General features: G+C 70.8%; 15 protein-coding genes and 1 pseudogene. 12 read left to right on the top strand and 4 right to left on the bottom strand.

All coding sequences use genetic code 11. The features are described 5' to 3' along the window. Positions 1 to 49 precede the first annotated feature (49 nt). The 8 genes from QBL25_RS00410 (at position 50) to QBL25_RS00375 (ending at position 10,255) form a co-directional block, all read left to right on the top strand. Positions 50 to 2,740 carry a GNAT family N-acetyltransferase gene (locus tag QBL25_RS00410; protein ID WP_409054928.1) on the top strand — a complete coding sequence of 897 codons (2,691 nt, stop codon included), beginning with the start codon at positions 50 to 52 and terminating at the stop codon, positions 2,738 to 2,740. Positions 2,741 to 2,774: 34 nt separating this feature from the next. Further along, complete coding sequence (locus QBL25_RS00405; protein ID WP_409054927.1) at positions 2,775 to 3,506, top strand: CBS domain-containing protein; 732 nt, start codon at positions 2,775 to 2,777, stop codon at positions 3,504 to 3,506. A 16-nt stretch (positions 3,507 to 3,522) separates the two neighbouring features. After that, entirely contained in the window at positions 3,523 to 4,029 is a 507-nt protein-coding gene (locus QBL25_RS00400) for a flavodoxin domain-containing protein (protein WP_409054926.1), read from the top strand. Positions 4,030 to 4,109: 80 nt separating this feature from the next. Next, a complete protein-coding gene (locus tag QBL25_RS00395; RefSeq protein WP_409054925.1) occupies positions 4,110 to 5,150 on the top strand; it encodes a zinc-dependent alcohol dehydrogenase family protein in 1,041 nt (346 codons plus the stop codon). A 200-nt stretch (positions 5,151 to 5,350) separates the two neighbouring features. Beyond that, entirely contained in the window at positions 5,351 to 6,397 is a 1,047-nt protein-coding gene (gene gap / locus QBL25_RS00390) for a type I glyceraldehyde-3-phosphate dehydrogenase (protein ID WP_409054924.1), read from the top strand. Continuing rightward, positions 6,394 to 7,269: a universal stress protein gene (locus QBL25_RS00385; RefSeq protein WP_409054923.1), complete on the top strand. Its 876-nt coding sequence runs from the start codon at positions 6,394 to 6,396 to the stop codon at positions 7,267 to 7,269. The genes gap and QBL25_RS00385 overlap by 4 nt, the downstream gene beginning before the upstream one ends. Positions 7,270 to 7,310: 41 nt before the next feature. Next, positions 7,311 to 7,877, top strand: a complete 567-nt coding sequence (locus QBL25_RS00380) for an HAD family hydrolase (RefSeq protein ID WP_409054922.1) — start codon at positions 7,311 to 7,313, stop codon at positions 7,875 to 7,877. Beyond that, positions 7,874 to 10,255, top strand: a complete 2,382-nt coding sequence (locus QBL25_RS00375; protein WP_409054921.1) for a glycoside hydrolase family 65 protein — start codon at positions 7,874 to 7,876, stop codon at positions 10,253 to 10,255. Before QBL25_RS00380 ends, QBL25_RS00375 begins: the two co-directional genes overlap by 4 nt. 23 nt (positions 10,256 to 10,278) lie before the next feature. Here QBL25_RS00375 and QBL25_RS00370 read toward each other — a convergent pair whose 3' ends face one another. Together QBL25_RS00370 and QBL25_RS00365 are read right to left on the bottom strand one after the other, a co-directional pair. Then, the gene (locus tag QBL25_RS00370) at positions 10,279 to 11,133 is read right to left on the bottom strand and encodes a universal stress protein (protein WP_409054920.1); all 855 of its coding nucleotides are present in this window, start codon (positions 11,131 to 11,133) and stop codon (positions 10,279 to 10,281) included. A gap of 56 nt (positions 11,134 to 11,189) precedes the next feature. After that, positions 11,190 to 12,053 (bottom strand): universal stress protein, encoded by an 864-nt coding sequence (locus QBL25_RS00365; protein ID WP_409054919.1) that lies wholly within the window; start codon positions 12,051 to 12,053, stop codon positions 11,190 to 11,192. Positions 12,054 to 12,224: 171 nt separating this feature from the next. On the opposite strand from QBL25_RS00365, the gene QBL25_RS00360 reads away from it, so the two are divergent. The 4 genes and pseudogenes from QBL25_RS00360 (at position 12,225) to QBL25_RS00345 (ending at position 15,996) form a co-directional block, all read left to right on the top strand. Next, entirely contained in the window at positions 12,225 to 12,725 is a 501-nt protein-coding gene (locus QBL25_RS00360) for a hydrogenase maturation protease (RefSeq protein ID WP_409054918.1), read from the top strand. A gap of 181 nt (positions 12,726 to 12,906) precedes the next feature. Next, positions 12,907 to 14,234: pseudogene (locus QBL25_RS00355) on the top strand (Ni/Fe hydrogenase subunit alpha). A gap of 17 nt (positions 14,235 to 14,251) precedes the next feature. Beyond that, positions 14,252 to 14,908 (top strand): CBS domain-containing protein, encoded by a 657-nt coding sequence (locus QBL25_RS00350; protein ID WP_409054917.1) that lies wholly within the window; start codon positions 14,252 to 14,254, stop codon positions 14,906 to 14,908. Positions 14,909 to 15,123: 215 nt separating this feature from the next. Then, positions 15,124 to 15,996, top strand: a complete 873-nt coding sequence (locus tag QBL25_RS00345) for a DUF6461 domain-containing protein (protein ID WP_409054916.1) — start codon at positions 15,124 to 15,126, stop codon at positions 15,994 to 15,996. A 166-nt stretch (positions 15,997 to 16,162) separates the two neighbouring features. Here QBL25_RS00345 and QBL25_RS00340 read toward each other — a convergent pair whose 3' ends face one another. Next, on the bottom strand, positions 16,163 to 16,897 hold the full coding sequence (locus tag QBL25_RS00340) for a DUF2637 domain-containing protein (RefSeq protein WP_409054915.1): 735 nt from the start codon (positions 16,895 to 16,897) through the stop codon (positions 16,163 to 16,165). A 794-nt stretch (positions 16,898 to 17,691) separates the two neighbouring features. Continuing rightward, positions 17,692 to 19,152 carry an MFS transporter gene (locus QBL25_RS00335; protein ID WP_409054914.1) on the bottom strand — a complete coding sequence of 487 codons (1,461 nt, stop codon included), beginning with the start codon at positions 19,150 to 19,152 and terminating at the stop codon, positions 17,692 to 17,694. Positions 19,153 to 19,248 lie beyond the last annotated feature (96 nt).

Here is a 19,248-nt window from a genome sequence, read left to right as displayed (position 1 = left end):
CAGGCCCGTCGGATGCTCAAGGTGTCGAAAGGCTTGGAGGAGACCCGCGATGACCGACGACGCGCTCAGCCGACCCATGGCCCACGCCTTACTCGCGGACGGCACCACGGTGTGCATCCGTCCCACGACAGCGGGCGACCACCAGCAGTTGCAGGGGCTGTACGAGGAGATGTCCCCCGACAATCTGCGGCTGCGCTTCTTCGCGGTGAGCCGGGCCTCGGCCAAGGCGGCCGCCGACCGCGCCTGCGCGCCGCCGCGCCACGGCTACCGGGCCCTGGTGGCCGAGACGAAGGGCCAGATCATCGGCCTGGCCGAGTACGACACCGCCGGTGGCGACGACTCCGCGGAGATCTCCATCGCCGTGGCCGACGGTCTGCACCACCGGGGGATAGGCACGCTCCTCGTGGAGCACCTCGTCTCCGCCGCCCGCACGGACGGCATCACCACATTCACTGCGGACGCGCTGAGCGAGAACCACGAGGTGCTCCGGCTCTTCGCCGACCTGGGCCTGCGTACGGCCCGTCACTTCGAGGGGCCGGAGGTCCGGTGCACCATCGAGCTCGGTGAGGACGCCACCTACCTCGCCGCCGTGGAAGAGCGCGGTCGCGCCGCCGATGTGGCAAGCCTGGAGCCGTTGCTGCGGCCGGACACGGTCGCCGTCGTGGGCGCCGGGCGCAGGCCCGGATCGGTGGGGCGGGCTGTACTGCGGCAGCTGCACACAGGCGGTTTCACCCGTCGGCTCTACGCGGTGAACCCCGGCGTCACCTCGGTCCTCGGCGTCCCCTCCTATCCCTCGGTCAGTGCACTGCCCCGCACACCCGACCTCGTGGTCGTCGCCGTGCCGGCGGCGGCGGTCGCGGCCACGGCGGAGGAATGCGGCAAAATGGGCGTGCGGGCCCTGCTCGTGGTCTCCGCAGGGCTCGACAGCGCTCAGGCCCAGGCGCTGCTGGGCGCTTGCCGCACGTATGGGATGCGCCTCGTCGGCCCCAACTGTCTGGGCGTCTCCAACACCGACCCCGCACTGTCCCTGGACGCCACGTTCGCCGCCGACCATCCACGCCCCGGTACGGCGGGCGTGGCGGTCCAGTCCGGCGGTGTGGGAATCGCCCTGCTCGGCGGGCTCGCCCGGCTCGGCATCGGTGTCTCCTCCTTCGCCTCCCTCGGCGACAAGTACGACGTCAGCGGCAACGACATGCTCCAGTGGTGGGAGAGCGACGGCCGTACCCAACTCGCCCTGCTGCACCTGGAGTCCTTCGGCAACCCACGGGCGTTCTCTCGCACCGCCAGGCGTGTGACCCGCCGCATGCCGGTCCTCACGGTCGACGCCGGACGCACCGACGCGGGCCGTCAGGCCGCCGCCTCGCACACCGCGGCCGCCGCCACCCGCACCATGACCCGCCAGGCCCTGTTCACGCAGGCGGGCATCACCGCCACCCGCTCCGTCGGTGAACTCCTCGAAAGCGCGGCCCTGATGTACTCCCAGCCCCTTCCGGCGGGCATCCGCGTCGCGATCGTCACCAACGCGGGCGGCGCGGGCGTCCTGGCGGCGGACGCCTGCGCGGAGGCAGGGCTCTCCCTTCCGCCCCTCACATCCGAAACGATCGACGACCTGCTGGCCGTGCTGCCCGACGGCGCCTCCGTCGGCAACCCCGTGGACGTCACCGCGGCCGTCACCGAGGACCAGCTCAGGGCCTGCGTGGACCGGCTCGAACGCTACGCGGGCATCGACGCGGTGCTGCTCGCCCTCGTCCCCACGGCGGTCGCCACGGCGACCGGCGACGACCTCATCCGGGCCCTCACCCACGCGCCTGACCCCCGGGGCCGGCCGGTCGTGGCGGTACGACTGGAACAGGACCAGCCCGTCAGGCTGCTGCCCGCGCTTGCCGGAACCGTACCCTCGTACGCTGAACCCCAGGCGGCGGCACGGGCTTTGGCCCACGCCGCGCAGCGGGCGGCTTGGCTTGGCCGGCCTGCCGCCACGGTCCCGGACCTCGACGGGGTCGACGCGCACCGCGCCCACGAGGTGGCCGAGGCCTACCTCGCCGCTCACCCGGACGGCGGCTGGCTCGATCCGCGCACCTGCGCCGAGCTTCTCGCCTGCTACACGATCCCGCAGCTCCCCTGGGCCTGGGCGGAGACGGAGGACGACGCCGTGCTCGCCGCCGAACGGCTGCGCGGAACCGACGGCCGGGTGGTCATGAAGGCTCACTGGCCGGGGCTGCTGCACAAGAGCGAACAGCACGCCGTCCATCTCGACCTCCAAGGAGACGCCCAGATCCGGGCCGCTTTCCGGGACTTCGAGACCCGGTTCGCGGGCCTGCTCACCGGCGTGGTCGTCCAGCCGCTCGCCGAACGCGGCACGGAGCTGTTCACGGGAGTCGTCCAGGACGAGGTCTTCGGTCCGCTCGTGCTGTTCGGACTGGGAGGCACCGCGACCGAGGTCCTGGCCGACCACGCGGCCCGCCTCGCCCCGCTCACCGACCGCGATGTGCACGAGCTGATCACGGCCCCGCGCTGCGCACCGCTCCTGTTCGGCGCCCACGGCAGTGGACCGGTCGACCTCGAAAGCCTGGAGCAGATCCTGCTGCGGCTGTCCCGCATGGCGGCCGACCTGCCCCAGCTGGCCGAGGCCGACTTCAACCCCGTGATCGCCGCACCGGAACGTGTCACCGTCCTCGACGCGCGCGTACGCCTGCTGCCGCGCCGGCCCCAGGATCCCTATCTGCGCCGACTCCGCTGAGGAGGAGGCCGGCTTCACCGAGAAGGGAACAGCCATGAAGCACGACAAGGTCGGCTCAGTGATGACGACGGATGTCGTCCGCGCCGAGTACGCCACACCGTTCAAGGAGGTGGCCCGGCTGCTCGCCGCCAACAGGATCAGCGGGCTGCCCGTGGTCGACGCCGAGGACATGGTCATCGGAGTGATCTCCGAGACGGACCTGCTGGTCAGGCAGGCCGAGGCGCCCGAGCCGAAGCACCGCCACCGGTCGGCCGGCCTCAAGGCGTGGACACGCGGCGCCAAGAGGCAGGCGGCGAAGGCGAAGGCCCGTACCGCCGGCCAGCTCATGACCACGCCGCCCGTCACCGTGCACGCCGACGAAACCATCGTCGAGGCCGCGCGGACCATGGCGCGGCGACGTGTGGAGCGGCTGCCGGTCCTGGATGAGGAGGAACGGCTCGTCGGCATCGTCACCCGCCGCGACCTGCTCCAGGTCTTCCTGCGCACCGACGCGGCGATCCGGGACGAGGTGATCCAGGAGGTGCTGGTCCACGCCCTGTGGCTGGCTCCCCGGACCATCGATATCTCCGTGGAGGAGGGGGTGGTCACGCTCGCCGGCCAGTTGGAACGCAGGAGCGAGACGGAGATCGCGGTCTCCATGACCCGGCAGATCGACGGAGTCGTCGCGGTCGTCGACAAGCTCCACTACCGGCTGGACGACTCACATCTGCGGCCCGACGACCAGGCACTGCACGGTGTCGCCGACGACTGGCTGCGTAAACTGTGAATGGAGACGTAGCGCCATGCCCAAGAAGGTACTGGTCGCCTATGCGACCACGAACGGATCGACCGCCCGGATAGCCGATGCCATCGCCGAGGTGCTGCACAAGAACGGCCTCACGGCCGAGGCCCTGTCGGCACGGTCGGTGGCGAGCCTGGACTCCTACGACGCCGTGGTGCTCGGGGGAGGACTCTATGCCGGGCGCTGGCACAGGGACGCCCGTCGCTTCGTCCGCCGTCACCACCGCGCGCTGGCCGAGCGCCCGTTGTGGCTGTTCAGCAGCGGCCCGCTCGACGCCACGGCGTCGGAACGTGACATCCCGCCCGTACGGGGGGTGAGGCGAACCATGGACCGCCTCGGCGCGGAGGAACACCGCACCTTTGGAGGATGCCTGGAAGAAGGAGCGAAAGGCTTCGTCGCGCGGAAGATCGTGAGCTCCGGCAAAGGCGGAGACTTCCGGGACTTCCCGCAGATCGAGAAGTGGGCGGCGGGCATCGCGAGCGAACTGACACGGGCCCGCCACGGCTGAACGCGTACCGGCACGGCGGGCGGGCACAGCGCCCGCCATGTCGTGCGGAAGAAGAAGGTTCACGCCTCAGGGAGGCAGCCATGAAGGCTCTGATGTTCCACGGCCCCGGCAAGCGATCCTGGGAAGACGTTCCCGACCCGGTGATTCATGACCCCGGCGACGCGATCGTACGCATTGACGCCGTCACCATCTGCGGCACGGATCTGCACATCCTCAAGGGCGATGTGCCGACCGTCGAGTCGGGTCGCATCCTTGGCCACGAAGCCGTCGGCACCGTGCACCAGGCGGGGCCATCGGTCACCACCGTGCGCCCCGGGGACCGTGTACTGATCTCGTGCATCAGCGCGTGCGGCCGCTGCCGCTTCTGCCGGTCCTCGCAGTACGGGCAGTGCCTGGGCGGTGGCGGCTGGATCCTTGGGCACCGCGTCGACGGCGTACAGGCCGAATACGCCCGGGTCCCCTTCGCCGACACCTCCACCCACGTGCTGCCCGACCAGGTCAGCGACGAGAGCGCACTCATGCTCGCCGACATCCTTCCGACCGCGTACGAAGTGGGAGTGCTCAACGGTCAGGTCTCGCCCGGAGACGTCGTGGCCGTCGTCGGAGCCGGTCCCATCGGCCTCGCCGCGATCCTCACGGCCCGCCTCTTCAGCCCGAGCCGCGTCATCGCCGTCGATCCCACTCCCGCACGGCGGGAGGCGGCCGCACGGCACGGCGCGCAGCTCACGCTCGACCCCTCCGACGACGTCACCGGCCGGATCGCTGAACTCACCGACGGACTCGGCGCGGACGTCGCGATCGAGGCGGTCGGTATTCCCGGCACCTTCGAGGTGTGCACCCGGCTGATCCGACCCGGCGGACGCGTCGCCAACGTCGGCGTCCACGGCCGTTCGGCCACCCTGCACCTGGAGGACCTCTGGACCCGTGACGTCACGATCACCACGGGCCTCGTGGACACGTACTCCACACCGGCACTGCTGCGCATGGTCGCGGCCAAGCAGTTGGACACCGCGGGGCTTGTCACCCATCGGTTTGGTCTGCACGAGATGCAGGAGGCGTACGACGTCTTCACCCGGCCCGAGGAGAGCGGAGCGCTCAAGGTCGCGCTGTTCGCCTCGTGACCCTGTTCCGTTCCGGAGCCGAGCAAGCCGGCCACGTGGCGGCCGCCCTCTGCGAATTCGTACAGGCTCGGACGGGGCGGGCACGACGCGAGGCAGTCCCGTACGGCCCCGATCGTGGGGCCGGTCGGCCCCTGCCCGCGCCGCAGGCGGGCGCGCAGGCTGGCACGGGAGACAGGACACCGACCCGGGAGGCGACGGACATGAGCGTGCGCGTGGGGATCAACGGCTTCGGGCGCATCGGCCGGAACTATCTGCGCTGCGTACTGGACCGCGCCGAGACCGCCGGCCGGTCCGCCGTGCAGGTGGTGGCCGTCAACGACATCACGTCCCCGGCGACGCTGGCCCATCTGCTGGAGTACGACTCGACCTACGGGCGGTTGCGGCACACCGTCGAGCACGACGACACCTCGCTCACGGTGGACGGACAGCGCATCGCGGTGACGGCCGAGCCCGACCCCGCCGACCTGGCATGGGCCGATCACGGCGTGGACGTGGTGATCGAGTCGACCGGCCGCTTCCGCACCCGCGACGAGGCGGGCCGATACCTGAAGGGCGGGGCGCGCAAGGTACTGCTGTCCGTCCCCGGCAAGGGTGTGGACGCCACGCTCGTCGTGGGCGTCAATGAAGCCACCTACGACCCGGACCAGCACCACGTCATCTCCAACGCCTCGTGCACCACCAACTGTGTGGCGCCGATGGTGAAGGTGCTGCATGAGCACTTCGGCCTGGTGAAAGGGCTGATGGCCACCATCCACGGCTACACCAACGACCAGGTGGTGCTCGACGGCCCGCACAAGGACCTGCGGCGGGGCCGCACCGCCGCCGCGAACATCATCCCGACCAGCACCGGAGCCGCCCGCGCCGTCGGCCTCGTCCTGCCGGAGCTGGCGGGCACCCTGGACGGCATCGCCGTGCGGGTGCCGGTCGAGGACGGCTCCCTGACCGACCTGAGCGTGGTCCTCGAACGGTCCGCGACCGCGGACGAGATCAACGCCGCGTTCTGCGAAGCCGCCGACGGAGCTCTGAAAGGCGTCCTGCGGGTGTCCGACGCGCCGATCGTCTCCCGCGACATCATCGGCGATCCCGCTTCGTGCGTCCTGGACGCGCCGCTCACCCAGGCGCACGGCGACCTGGTGAAGGTCTTCGGCTGGTACGACAACGAATGGGGGTACACCCACCGGCTCCTCGACCTCACCGAGTTCGTCATGCCGTCCGTACAGCCGCGTGAAAGGCGGCAGGGACGATGAAGCTGCCTCTGGTGGTCGGAGTCGACGGGTCCGACGCGAGTCTCGTGGCCGTCGACTGGGCGGTGGACGAGGCGGCCCTTACCGGCCTCCCCCTGCGCCTGGTGCACGCCTCCCTCTCGGAACACCACGAGACCGCGCTGCCCCATGGCGATGTGGAACGCCCCTCCGCACAGGAGACGGCGGAGAGCATCGTCGAATCGGCCGTTGCGCGCGCCCGTCGGCGTAACCCCGGCATGGAGATTTCGGCGGACCTGGTGCACGACGACGCGGCGTCCGCGCTGTTGAGTGAAGGACACAACGCCTCGGTCCTGGTGACGGGCGTGCGAGGGCGTGGAGAGCTGGCCGGACTGCTGCTCGGCTCGGTGAGTCTCGCCGTGGCCGCCCGTGCCTACTGCCCGGTGATCGTGGTGCGCGGAGACAAGGCGGGCCTTGAGGGCGCACATGAACAGATCATGCTCGGTGTCGGAGACCCCGAGACCAACAGTGAGGCCGTGCGGTTCGCCTTCCGCGCGGCCGCGGCCCGCAAGTGCCCGCTCGATGCCATACGTGCCTGGCGGTGTCCCGCGTACGAGGCCACCGACGACCCCCTGTCCTCCGACGCACTCTCCCGATACCACCGGGAACGGGCATCGGCCCTGCTCGACGCCGCTCTCCACGATGCCGCCGCGGATCACCCCGAGGTCCGGGTGCGGCACAGGACGGTCGAGGGATCGGCGCGCAAGGTACTGCTGCGCCGTTCGGCCGCCGCGGACCTCATGGTCATCGGGGCTCGTCGCCGGCACGGCCACTTCGGCCTCCAGCTGAGCAGGGTGGGGCACACGCTGCTGCACCATGCGGACTGCCCGGTGGCGATCGTGCCGCAACTGACGTGAGCTCGGAACGTTGCCCGTCCCGCACTGCCGAGGAGCACGCCATGACCCCGCTCACGAACGTGACCCGCGGTGACCTGGCGGCCGTCCTGCGAGGCCTACGTGCCGTCGTCTTCGACACGGACGGAGTGATCACCGACTCGGCCCGGATGCACGCCCTCGCACGACGACTACCCGCGGTACGTGGACGGCATGTCCCGCCTCGACGGCACGGAGGCGTTCCTGGCCTCACGCAGGCTCGAACGCTCCGTCCGGACCGTGCGGGGAGCGTCGCCGCCGAGAAGGAGCGGCTGTACGTGACGCGGCTGAGCGAACACGGCATCGACGCCCATCCCGGAGGCGACGAGGCGGCCCGCCTGGACCCGCCGGGCAAACCGCGGCCCGACCACTTCCTGGAGGCGGCACGCCGCCTCGGTGTCCCCGTCGGACGGGCCGCGGTCGTCGAGGACGCCCTCGCGGGTGCCGAAGCCGGGCGGCGAGGAGGGTTCGCCCTCTTCACCGGCGTGGACCGCGCGTCAACCGAGGGCTCGCGCGAGAGACTGCTGCGGCACGGCGCCGACCTCGTCGTACGCGACCTGGAGGAACTCCTCGTGGGAGGTACAGCGAAGTGACGGACCAGACCTGGGAGTACGAGGGCTATGACCCCGTGGACGAGAGGCTCAGGGAGTCGCTGTGCACGCTGGGCAACGGTTACTTCGCGACCCGCGGGGCGCTGCCCGAGTGCACGGCGGACGACGTGCACTACCCGGGCTCGTACGCCGCGGGCTGCTACAACCGGCTCGTCTCCGACGTGGCCGGACGACAGGTCGAGAACGAGGACATGGTCAACCTGCCGAACTGGCTGCCGCTGCGTTTCCGTCTGCCCGGCGACACGGACGCAGGCACGTGGTTCTCGCCGGACACCGCGGCCCTGCTCGACCACCACCAGACCCTGCACCTGTCCAGCGGCCTGCTGGAGCGCCGGAGCCGCTACGCCGATGGTCAGGGGCGCCGGCTCGTCGTCCGTCAGCTGCGCCTCGTCCACATGGCCGACCCTCATCTGGCCACCCTGCGGACCGAGTTCACGGCAGAGAACTTCTCCGGACGTCTCGAGGTCGAGGCGACACTCGACGGCACCGTCACGAATGGCGGCGTGCCCCGCTACGGCGATCTGGACGGCAGCCATCTGACCCACGTGCACACCGGGACCGCCGCCGTCGACACCGTGTGGCTGCGCTGCCGTACCCGCACGTCGGACATCCGCGTCGCCATGGCGGCCCGCCTCGCCGTGCCCACCACCGTCTCGACCCGCCACACGGCCTCGCGGGCCACCCAGCGCACGCTCCTGCAGCTCACACCGGGCCGCACCGTGACCGTCGACAAGACCGCAGCCCTGCACACCTCGCGCGACCCCGCGATCAGTGACCCGTTGCGCGCCGCACTGGACCGGGTCCAGGGGGCGCCGGACTTCGACGAGTTGCTGGACCGGCACATCAGTGCCTGGGACCAACTCTGGCGCCGGGCCGAGCTGGAGGTGCCGGGGGAAGCGGGCAGCATCCTGCGCCTGCACCTCTTCCATGTGCTGCAGACCCTTTCCCCGCACACCGCCGAACTCGACGTCGGCGTACCGGCCCGGGGGCTGCACGGCGAGGCCTACCGCGGACATGTCTTCTGGGACGAACTGTTCGTCCTGCCCTACCTCAACCTGCACTTTCCCGAGGTGTCCCGCGCCCTGCTCCGCTACCGCCACCGACGCCTGGAACAGGCCTGTACGGCTGCTCGCGGCATCGGCCGGGCGGGCGCGCTGTACCCCTGGCAGAGCGGCAGCGACGGGCGCGAGGAGACGCAGGAACTGCACCTCAACCCGCGCTCAGGGCGCTGGCTCCCGGATCACTCCCGTCTCCAGCACCACGTCGGCTCGGCCATCGCGTACAACGTCTTGCAGTACTGCGAGGCGAGCGGGGACATCGAGTTCCTGCACACCAAGGGTGCCGAGATGCTGTTGCAGATCGCCCGCTTCTGGGCGGACTCGGCCACCTACGACGAGAGCCTTGGACGGCATCGCATTCGCGGTGTCGTCGGGCCCGACGAGTACCACGACGCCTACCCGGGCGCGAAGGAGCCGGGCCTCGACGACAACGCGTACACCAACGTCACCGCTGCCTGGGTGCTGGCCCGCACGCTGGAAGTGCTGCGCAGCCTGCCTGCCCCGCGCCGCCAGGAACTTTTCGAGCGGACCGGCCTTGACGGAGGTGAGCTGGAAGTCTGGGAGGACGTGTCGCGCACCCTTCACGTGCCCTTCCACGAGGACGTCATCAGCCAGTTCGACGGCTACGGCAGCCTGATGGAACTCGACTGGGACGGCTACCGGAAGCGCTATGAGGACATCCGTCGTCTGGACCGGATCCTGGAGGCGGAAGGGGACACGGTCAACCGCTATCAGGCCTCCAAACAGGCCGACGTCCTGATGCTGGGCTATCTCTTCTCGCCCGCCGAACTCCAAGGGCTGTTCCGGCGGTTGGGATACCGGCTCGACGAGGCCACCTGGCGTCGCACCGTCGATCACTACCTGCACCGCACCAGCCACGGCTCCACTCTCAGCGGCCTGGTCCACGGCTGGGTCCTCGCCCGTGCCCGGCGAGCCGATGCGTGGAGCTACTGTCAAGAAGCCCTGCGGGGTGACATCGCCGATCTGCAGGGCGGCACCACCGGAGAAGGCATCCACCTGGGAGCCATGGCCGGCACCCTCGACCTGGTCCAGCGGGGACTGACCGGGCTGGAAACCAGGCAGGGTGCCCTGTGGCTCGACCCGGCGCCCCTGCCGGAGCTGTCCTCGTACGGTTTCGCTCTCCGATACCAAGGTCATTGGGGCGTGCAACTGCGCCTGGAACGGGGGGTGCTGAAGATCTCGGTGCCCGCGTCCGACCGCTCAGCCGTCGATGTCCGCCTGGCCGATCGGTCGATCTGTGTACGGCCGGGGGAGACGTGTCGGCTGCTGCTTCCTGACTGAGCACCGCGCGCCTTGGTGCCCCGTCAGGCGTGCGGGACGATCGCGACCGCGCAGGTGGCACGGTGGATCGCTTTGTGCGCGGTCGCTCCGAGGCGCGGTCCGGCGGAGATGGGGCGGCCGAGTACGAGAAGGCTTGCGGTGGAGGCAGCGTTCACCAGATGGTGGCCCGCCGCACCGTGGACGAGCCGCTCGATGACCCGCGTGCCCGGGAACTTGTGCTGCCAGGGGGCGAGAGCGGACGTGAGCAGGTGTGACTTCGTCACGGCGGGCGCGGTGGCGTCGGTGCTGGGGCCGAGCGGATGCGTCCAGGTGTGCATCACGTGCAGTGGTGCGTCCCGGAGGGTCGCCGCGAGGAAGGCGAACTCCAGGAGTTCGTCACAGGGGTGGTTCAGGTCAAGGCCCATCAGCACCGGGGCGTAGGGCCCGGCCGCGGGGCCCTGACGCGCCTTCGGGGCTTCCTCGCCCGCACGGACCAGGAGGACCGGGCATGTGGCCCGGGCGGCGACGGCCAGGGCCACCGAGCCGATCAGGGCACCTGTCACCGACCCGAAGCCGCGTGAGCCGACCGCGAGCAAGGCCGAGGTTTCGGCCGCGGCCAGCAGCGCCTCCACCGGTGGCCCGGTGACCTGCTCGTCAATGATGCCGAGCGCGGGATAGGTGTCGGAGATCTTCAGGACGGCTCGGTCGAGGGCGCCGCTCTCCCGATGGAACGGGACTTCGATCTCCGGTAGACGGGTTCGCTGCGACGGCTGGTCAAATACATGGACGAGGTGCAAGGGGAGGTCACGGAGCAGGGCTTCACGCGCTGCCTCATCGGCCGCAGTCAGGCTTTCGGGCGAGCCGTCGATGCCTGCGGTCACGGGTGTTCGCAAGGACATGGTGTGCACCTTCGTGGCTTGTTGGGTACGCCGGCGGGCGGGGCCCACAAGTCGGCTCAGCCGTGCGGGACCACCGCCACCGGGCAGGCCGCGTGGTGCAGGACGGCGTGATTGACCGGACCGAGCTGCAGGCCGAGGTGTCCCTTCCGGCGACGTGCGCCGACCACCAGGAGATCGGCCGTGCGGGCCGCGTCGAGGAGCGCGTCGCGTGCGTGGCCCTCGACGATCTGGCGGCGAATCCCGATGCCGGGATGGGAGGCCGCCGTACCCCGCAGGGCCTCTTCGACCTGTTCCTCGCCGCGGCGCTGGTGCTCGTCGGACGTCCTGGCGGGGAAGTCAGGGGCCTCGCGGGCCGGGCAGCGCCAGGCATGGATGACCGATACCGCGGCCTTGTGGGTTTCCGCCTCGCGCAGAGCGAACTCCATCGCGGCGTCGGCTTCCCGGGGTTCGTCGAGCCCGACGGCAACACTTCCGAACCCGCGGCTGAGGTTCCTCTCGCCGCCGCGTACGACGATCACCGGTGACGTGGCGTGCGCGGCGACGGACAGGCCGACCGAGCCGAGCAGCAACTCGGCGATCTCGCCGCGCCCTCGATTGCCCACCACGATCGCACCCGCCTCGGAACTGAGCCGTACCAGAGCGGCGGCCGGATCCTCGGACAGCACGTCACTCGTCACCTTCAGGGAGGCCGCGCGGCGCAGTGCGCGCTCGACCGCTGTGGCGGCGATGTGATCCGAGAGAACCTGCACGGACGTCCGGTTGATGCCGAACGACGGCTCGTGACCCTCGTACCACTCCCACCTCGACGCGTGAACGACACGCAGCGGCACACCGCGTGCCGCGGCCTCGTCCACCGCCCAGTCCAGTGCGCGCAGGCTCGGATCCGAGCCGTCCACTCCGACCACCAGAGGCTTGTCCACGGTGTCACCGCCCTCCGCCGTGCCTCCTCGCGGAGGCCCTACTGCGCACGGTTCCACCGAGGCGTTCCGTGGGGGAGGGGCGAACGGGCCCAGGAGGGGGGACATCCGGCCCCTACCGAGGGCGATGGCCACCGCGCACAGTGAAAGCGAGGTCCGGCGGAAGGAGGCGCGATGTCCACGCGGACGCGCATCGCTGTGATCGGCGTCGGAAACGAGTTCCGGCGGGACGACGGCGTGGGATGGGCCGTGATCGCGCGGCTCCGGGAACGAGCCGCCGTGCGCCCCCTGCCGCCGGGGGTGCTTCTGGCCACCTGCGACGGCGATCCCGCGCGGCTGATCGGGTTGTGGGAGGGCGCGGACCTCGCGGTGGTCGTGGACGCCGCCCACGCGCATCCCGCACGTCCAGGGCTGGTGCACCGGCTGGCACTCGACGCGGAGGCCCTGGACCGGCCCCGGACGACCAGTTCGCACGGGCTCGGGCTCGGGGAGGCCGTCGAGCTCGCCCGAGTCCTGGGCCGGTTGCCGGGCCGGCTGGTCGTCTACGCGGTCGAGGGCGCCGACGACGCGCTGGGAACCGGCTTCTCGGCGGCCGTCGAGCCGGTGGTGGCACCGCTGGCCGAAGACATCGAGAACGAGATCGTCCAGCACCGGGACGCCGCGGCACGCGGGTGAGGCGAGGCCATGACGGAGCGCGACGCGGTCCACTTCGAGGTGCTCGGCGCGGTCCAAGGGGTGGGTTTCCGCTTCGCCGTGATCCCGCCCGACGCCGCGAACTGCGCCGCCCGCCCGACCGAGCTCCTCGATCCCGGAGGCCGCCGCTTCCGCTGCCCCTTCATCAAGAGGAGTTACGCCGATGACGCACCGCGGCAGCCGTGCCCTGCACGTCGGCTCGCTCTCCCGCGTGGAGGCCGAGGGCGCCCTGCACCTGCGTGTGCACGACGGCACGGTCACCGAAGCACGGCTGCGGATCTATGAGCCGCCGCGGTTCTTCGAGGCCTTCCTGCGGGGGAGGGCCTACACCGAGGCGCCCGACATCACCGCCCGGGTGTGCGGAATCTGCCCGGTCGCCCATCAGATGAGCGCTTGCGCGGCCATCGAGGACGCCTGCGGCGTGGCCATCGATCCGGCCCTGCGCGAACTGCGGCGGCTGTGCTGCGGCGAATGGATCGAGAGCCAGACGCTGCACATCCACCTCCTGCACGCACCCGACTTCCTCGGCTGCGACGGCGCCATCGAACTGGCCCGCACTGCCCGCACGCAGGTCGAACGGGGACTGCGTTTGAACCAAGCGGGCAACGCGATCCTCGAACTCCTCGGCGGCCGCGCCGTCCACCCCGTCAACGTCCGCGTCGGCGGTTTCCACCGCACCCCGCCCCGCAGTGCGCTGCGGCCGTTGGCCGAGCAACTGAAACGGGCGCTGGAAGATGCCTGGCAGACCGTTCACTGGGTGGCCGGATCGACTTCCCGGACGCCGAGGCCGACGCCGACCTGTTCGCCCTGGCCCAGCCGGGAACGTACGCCATCGAAACCGGCACCCCGGCGGTGCTGCGCCCCGACGGGACGCTGGGCACCTTCCCGCTGCACACCTTCCTTGACCGGGTACACGAGGAGCACCTTTCGCACTCCACCGCCCTGCACTCCACACTCGACGGGCGCCGCCACCTCACCGGGTCCCTCGCCCGTTTCGCGATCAGCGGCCGGTGGCTGTCGCGCACCGCCGTCGAGGCCGCCCGCGCGGCCGGGCTCGGAGACCCGTACGAGGGAGTGGTCTGCCGCAATCCATACCGCTCGATCCTCGTCAGGGCCGTGGAGGTCGTGTACGCGATCGACGAAACGCTGCGGATCATCGACACCTGCGAGCCGCCGCGGCGTCCGTACACCGACGTTCCGCCCGTCGCGGGCACCGGCCACGGAGCGACCGAGGCCCCGCGCGGACTCCTCTACCACCGCTACCTCCTGGACGCCGAGGGCACGGTCGCCGACGCCCGCATGGTGCCGCCCACCGCGCAGAACCAAGGCGCGATCGAGGAGGACCTGCGGCGCACCGCCCAGACCGCCATCACCGAACAGGGCCTGGACGACGCGGAACTGAAACGGCTGTGCGAGCGGACGATCCGCAACCACGACCCCTGCATCTCCTGGTCCACCCATTTCCTCGACCTGACCGTCGAGCGCACCTGACCCCAGAGGAGGACACCGTGCTCCACACCCCGCGCACCGTGAGCGACGTGATGACGCACACCGTCATCGCCGTCGGCCGTGAGGCCCCTTTCAAGGAGATCGTCGCGCTGATGGAGCAGTGGAAAATCAGCGCGCTGCCCGTTCTCGCGGGCGAGGGCCGGGTGATCGGCGTGGTCTCCGAGGCGGACCTGCTGCCCAAAGAGGAGTTCCGCGACAGCGACCCCACCCGCACCGACCAGTTGCGACGCCTCTCCGACCTGGCCAAGGCCGGCGGGGTGACCGCGGGCGAGGTGATGAGCACTCCCGCCGTCACCGTCCACCCGGACACCACACTCCCGCAGGCCGCTCGCATCATGGCGCAACGGCACATCAAGCGACTCCCGGTGACCGATGCCCATGACCTGCTCCAGGGCGTGGTGAGCCGCAGCGACCTCCTCAAGGTGTTCCTGCGCACCGACGAGGACCTCGCCGACGAGGTGACGCACACCGTGACCGCCTTCCTCTTCCCCGGCCGGACCGTCACCGTCGCCGTGGAGAGCGGCGTGGTCACCCTCGGCGGAGAGATCCGCGACCGGACCCTCGTCCCGGTCGCCGCGCGCCTGACCCGGGCCGTCGAAGGCGTGGTGGACGTCCGCATCGCCCTGACGGAACCCGACCGGTCACCACCCCGTTGAAGTACCTCGACGAATACCGGGGCCGCGGCAGGCAGTCGACCCTTTCATCACGAGCGACACAGTCCCTTGAATCTGCTGAGAGATGGCCCTCTCGCGGCTGAGGGGCCGTGCCCGGGGTCGTACCCGGTCGTGCATTCTCTGGCGGTACTGTGCGCAGGCCTCTTGCACTCCCGCCAACGGACCACGTCCGCGGACCCGACGAAAGGCCCCATGCCGTGGACTTGGACGAGATGTTCGGCGACGGCTGGTGCGTAACCCTCGCCGCCCACCCACTCGCCGAAACGCTCCGCCTGATGGGCGTCACTGGCCCCGTTCCCTGCCCCGAGGGCGTGGATCAAGCCGCCCGCTTTCTGCAGGAGAGCCAAGGCGAAGGCGCCTTCCTGCTCGGCCGCGAACTGCCCGGAGGCTGGACCCTCATCATGGAATTCGAAACCTGGATCGGCTTCGGTGACGAGGTCCTGCGCACCCTCGCCGCCGGCGGCCAGACCGCCGTCAGCGCCTACCGCGACCCCGACACGAAGACGGCCGCCATCGCTCACGACGGTGCCATCCTCGGCCAACTCGACCTGACGGGCGGCTACTTCGACGGCCTCTCCGGCAGCGTGGACACCGCCCACCCGGTCCTCGGCTCCCTCACCGCGGCCGGCTTCGACGCCTCCGACGCGTGTGTACCCACCGGCGAAGCCGACACCGAAGAGCCCGACGGCTGCCTCATCCTCGCGGTACGCGTCCTGACCGGCATCACGCTCACCTCGGCCGACTTCGAGGGGACTGCCGGTCAACAGCGTCATCTGGGACACCAGCGGGCCGCCCGCCCGCGCGTACAGCGCGTCGAAAGCCTGGGCGGGGGTGCGTGCGGCCCCGGGATGGGGAGTTGTCTCCCCCAGCAAGGCGTCGCACGCCGCCGCGGGCACGCCTGCGGCCCCAAGGTGCGGAATCGTTTCCTCCCGGCCGCGGGGTGGCGCCGCCGCGGTGGGGTGGTGTGCGCCGGCCGGGGGAGAGGCGGGGGCCCGGCCCGGGGGCACGGTGGTGCTGTGCTGTGTCAGGGGGAGGGTGGGCTGCTTCACCGGTGGGTGCCTCCGGTTTAACTGAGGGGTACGGAGTGATCCATAAGATCATGGTGCGGTATGGGGGTCCGGCTTGTGCAAGCGGCCGGGTGCGGGGTGCAAGTGGCCGGCCCGGGGCAGGGTGCTGCCGGTGGCGTAGGGCAGCCGCCTGCCGTGCCGCGCATCTGACCGGTCGCCAGAAAGGTCCTCAGGGTCCGGGGCGCCGCTGGGCATGGGCGGCGTGGCGGCTCCAGCGTTTGGAAGAGACTTGGCCGATCAGTTCCCAGAAACACACCAGGGCGGTCAGGGGCGGGATGCCGAACAGCACGTAGGCCATGAGGGAGCGGGTGGAGTAGCCCACGCACAGGGCTGCGGCCGTGGCGGAGGCGGTGAGGAGGACGGCCCAGGAGCGGCGTGCGTCGCGGTGTTGCACTGCGGCCCGCAAGATGGACAGGGCCGCCACGAACCAAGGTCCGTATACCGCCAGCGGCCACCATTGCGCCACGGCGTGGGGCAGCATGATCTCTGCGACCGCGCGAAGCCGCCCGTAGGTGTAGGCGACGGACCAGGCGAGCAGCAACGCCGCACACCCGCAGATCGCGCAGATCAGGATCGCGGCCTGGGGGATGCGCCGCCCGGCCAGGAAGTGCGGCTTTTTCTGCAGGCGTCGGCGGTCGCTTCGGCTCAGCGGCCCGCCCGGGGCGCCGGGAGTGGGCTGCGGGGTGAGGGCCGGGGGCCTCGCTGCTGCTGGGGAGGGCGACGTCAGAGCCGCCAGCTCTTCGTCCGGGTCCCAGCCCGGTGCCACCGCGGTGGGCGCCGGCGGATGGTCCCAGGCCGGCGGGGCCGGAAGAGGAACGCTGTCGTAGCGGCTCGTTGGTTCCTCTGGCGCCCAGGGAGCGTAGGCCTGGGCGTGCATGTAGTCATCGTCGGTGAACCTGTCCATGTCAATCGTTGCCGTCCTCTCGGTCAGGCCGGCACGTGGAGTGCACAAGGCGCGGACGGCGGCGCGGAGGAGAGAAGGATCGTTTCTTCAAGGTCTTCTTGCTGTGTCACGCCCGCCTAACGACCGTCGCACGAGAGTGATGCGCTGCCCGGGTGGGGGAACAACCGCCCGACGGGTCACCCAAGATCGGGAAAGGAAGCCTGCCCCTGCACAAGCGGGGGCCCGCCCCTGCAGGTGCGGGCCCGGCTCACGCGCCCTGCACGCAGGACCTGACTGCGCTGCGCCCTCGCTGATGCAGCCGGGCCCTGACCAGGTGGGATCGGATCGAATCCAGTCCTGCCCGCCGAGGCCTTGCTCGGCAGGCGCCGGGATGAGGGTGGGCGCCCCCATCGTCGCTGCCGTCCGCGGCGGGGCAGTACTGCGGCAAGGATCCGTTGCCCAGTGCCGTCCGCGGCCCACCTGGTCAGCCGTTTATGGCGGTCTGGAACGAGCCGAGCTCATCCGGCAGGTCCCGGCAGGGCGGGCAGGCGCGGTACTTCCACGCGATGGCCGTGGCCCCCAGGGTTCGGCGGTGACCGGCCCACCGCCGTTTACGAACCGGACCGGCCGGCATCAGCGGCTCGATCCGGTTCCGCATCGCCTCGGTGATTACTCACCGGACAGACACATCCGATCAACTGACCAACCGCTCACAACGAGCCCGCCACTGCCAGGCCATGGTCACCCTCGCCTGCCGGTGACTCCGGCCCTCCTTAACGTTGCGAACCCATACGCCGGGGGCTCGGCGGCCTTCCTCAGCCATGCTCCTCGACGGAACGCGAGTTCGTCAGGGTGACGGCGCCGCCCGCCGCGACCAGGCCGACGACCACCGCCAGGACGGCATAGGTGATCCGCTCGCCGTGGAAGAAGGACTGCACGAGGCTGCTGCTCCACACGCCCGCGGGCAGCTGGGTGGTGACCAGACCGGCGATCATGGTGCCGACCAGGGCGGTGCCGACGCTGGTGCCGACCTCCTGGGCGGTGTCGTTGAGTGCCGTACCGATCGAGGTGCGGTTTTCCGGCATCGCCTCGACCAGGGCGATGGCGCAGATCGTCATGACGGTGCGCAGTCCGATGGTCATCACGACCATGCAGACGGCGATGGCGGCATACCCGTGGTCGACGCCCCAGGCGAGTCCGGCCAGCGCGCCGGCCAGGCAGGCCGCGCCGACCAGGCAGGCGACGCGGTGGCCGAACCGCTGGGCGAGCCATTCTGACAGCGGGGTCGCGGCGATCATGGTCACGATGAGCGGCAGGTTCGCCAGGCCGGCCCTCACCGGGCTCCACCCGTAGGCGTACTGGAAGTGGAGGATGAGCCCGAACATTACGCCGGCCATCGCGATGGACGTGCCGATCTGGGCGATGGCCGCGCCGCGGACCGTGCCGCTGGTGAAGATCTTGAGGTCCAGCATGGGCGCCTTGCTGGTGCGCTCGTGCCAGATGAAGGCGGCGGCCGAGACCACCGCGCCGAGGATCGAGGCGAGGGTCGCCGCGGAGAGCCAGCCGTGCTCGACGCCGCTGGTCAGCGAGTAGCAGGCCAGGCCGATGGTGAGGACGCTCAGGGCCGCGCCGGGCAGGTCGAGCTTGTCCTTGGTGAGGTCCTCGGGCCGGTCGGCCGCGACGCCGAACCGTACGCCGATGCCCGCGATCAGCGCGATCGGCGCGTTGATCAGCAGCAGCCACTGCCAGCTCACGTGGGCGAGCGCGGTGCCGCCGAGCAGCGGGCCGAGGATGAATCCGGACATGCCGACGACGATCATCAGGGTCATCGCGCGCATGCGCAGCGCCTGGTCGTCGAAGAGCCGGAAGACGAGCGAATTGGTGATGGGCGCCATGGCCGCGGCGGCGATGCCGAGACCGGCCCGCAGGGCGATGAGCTGCCCGGCGGAGTCGACGGCGACCACGCACAGGCTGAGCAGGCCGAACGCGCCGAGGCCGACGAGCAGCACCCGTCGGCGTCCGAGGCGGTCGGCCATGGAGCCGGCCGTCAGGAGCAGGCCGCCGAACGTCAGTGAGTAGGCGCCGGTGACCCATTGCAGACCGGTGGTGCCGCTGCCGAGATCGCGGCCGATCGTGGGCAGCGCGATGGACAGCAGCGTGTTGTCGACCATCTCGACGAAGAAGGCCAGGCAGAGCGCGGCCAGGGGGATCCACGCCGCGCGCAGCGACGTATAGGTGCCGGATCGGGGCACGGCGGGTTGGGTGGTCGTGGTCATGGCCGACCTCCTCTCTGAACGTCGCTGAGCGCGGGCCCGGAAACGACGATCTGCATGGAACACGATTCGATGAACGAACAGCGTTCGATAATGGAA

Source organism: Streptomyces sp. SYP-A7185 (assembly GCF_046103685.1).
In the GTDB taxonomy this organism is placed as follows: domain Bacteria; phylum Actinomycetota; class Actinomycetes; order Streptomycetales; family Streptomycetaceae; genus Streptomyces.
This window is presented reverse-complemented; position numbering and strand designations above follow the sequence as displayed.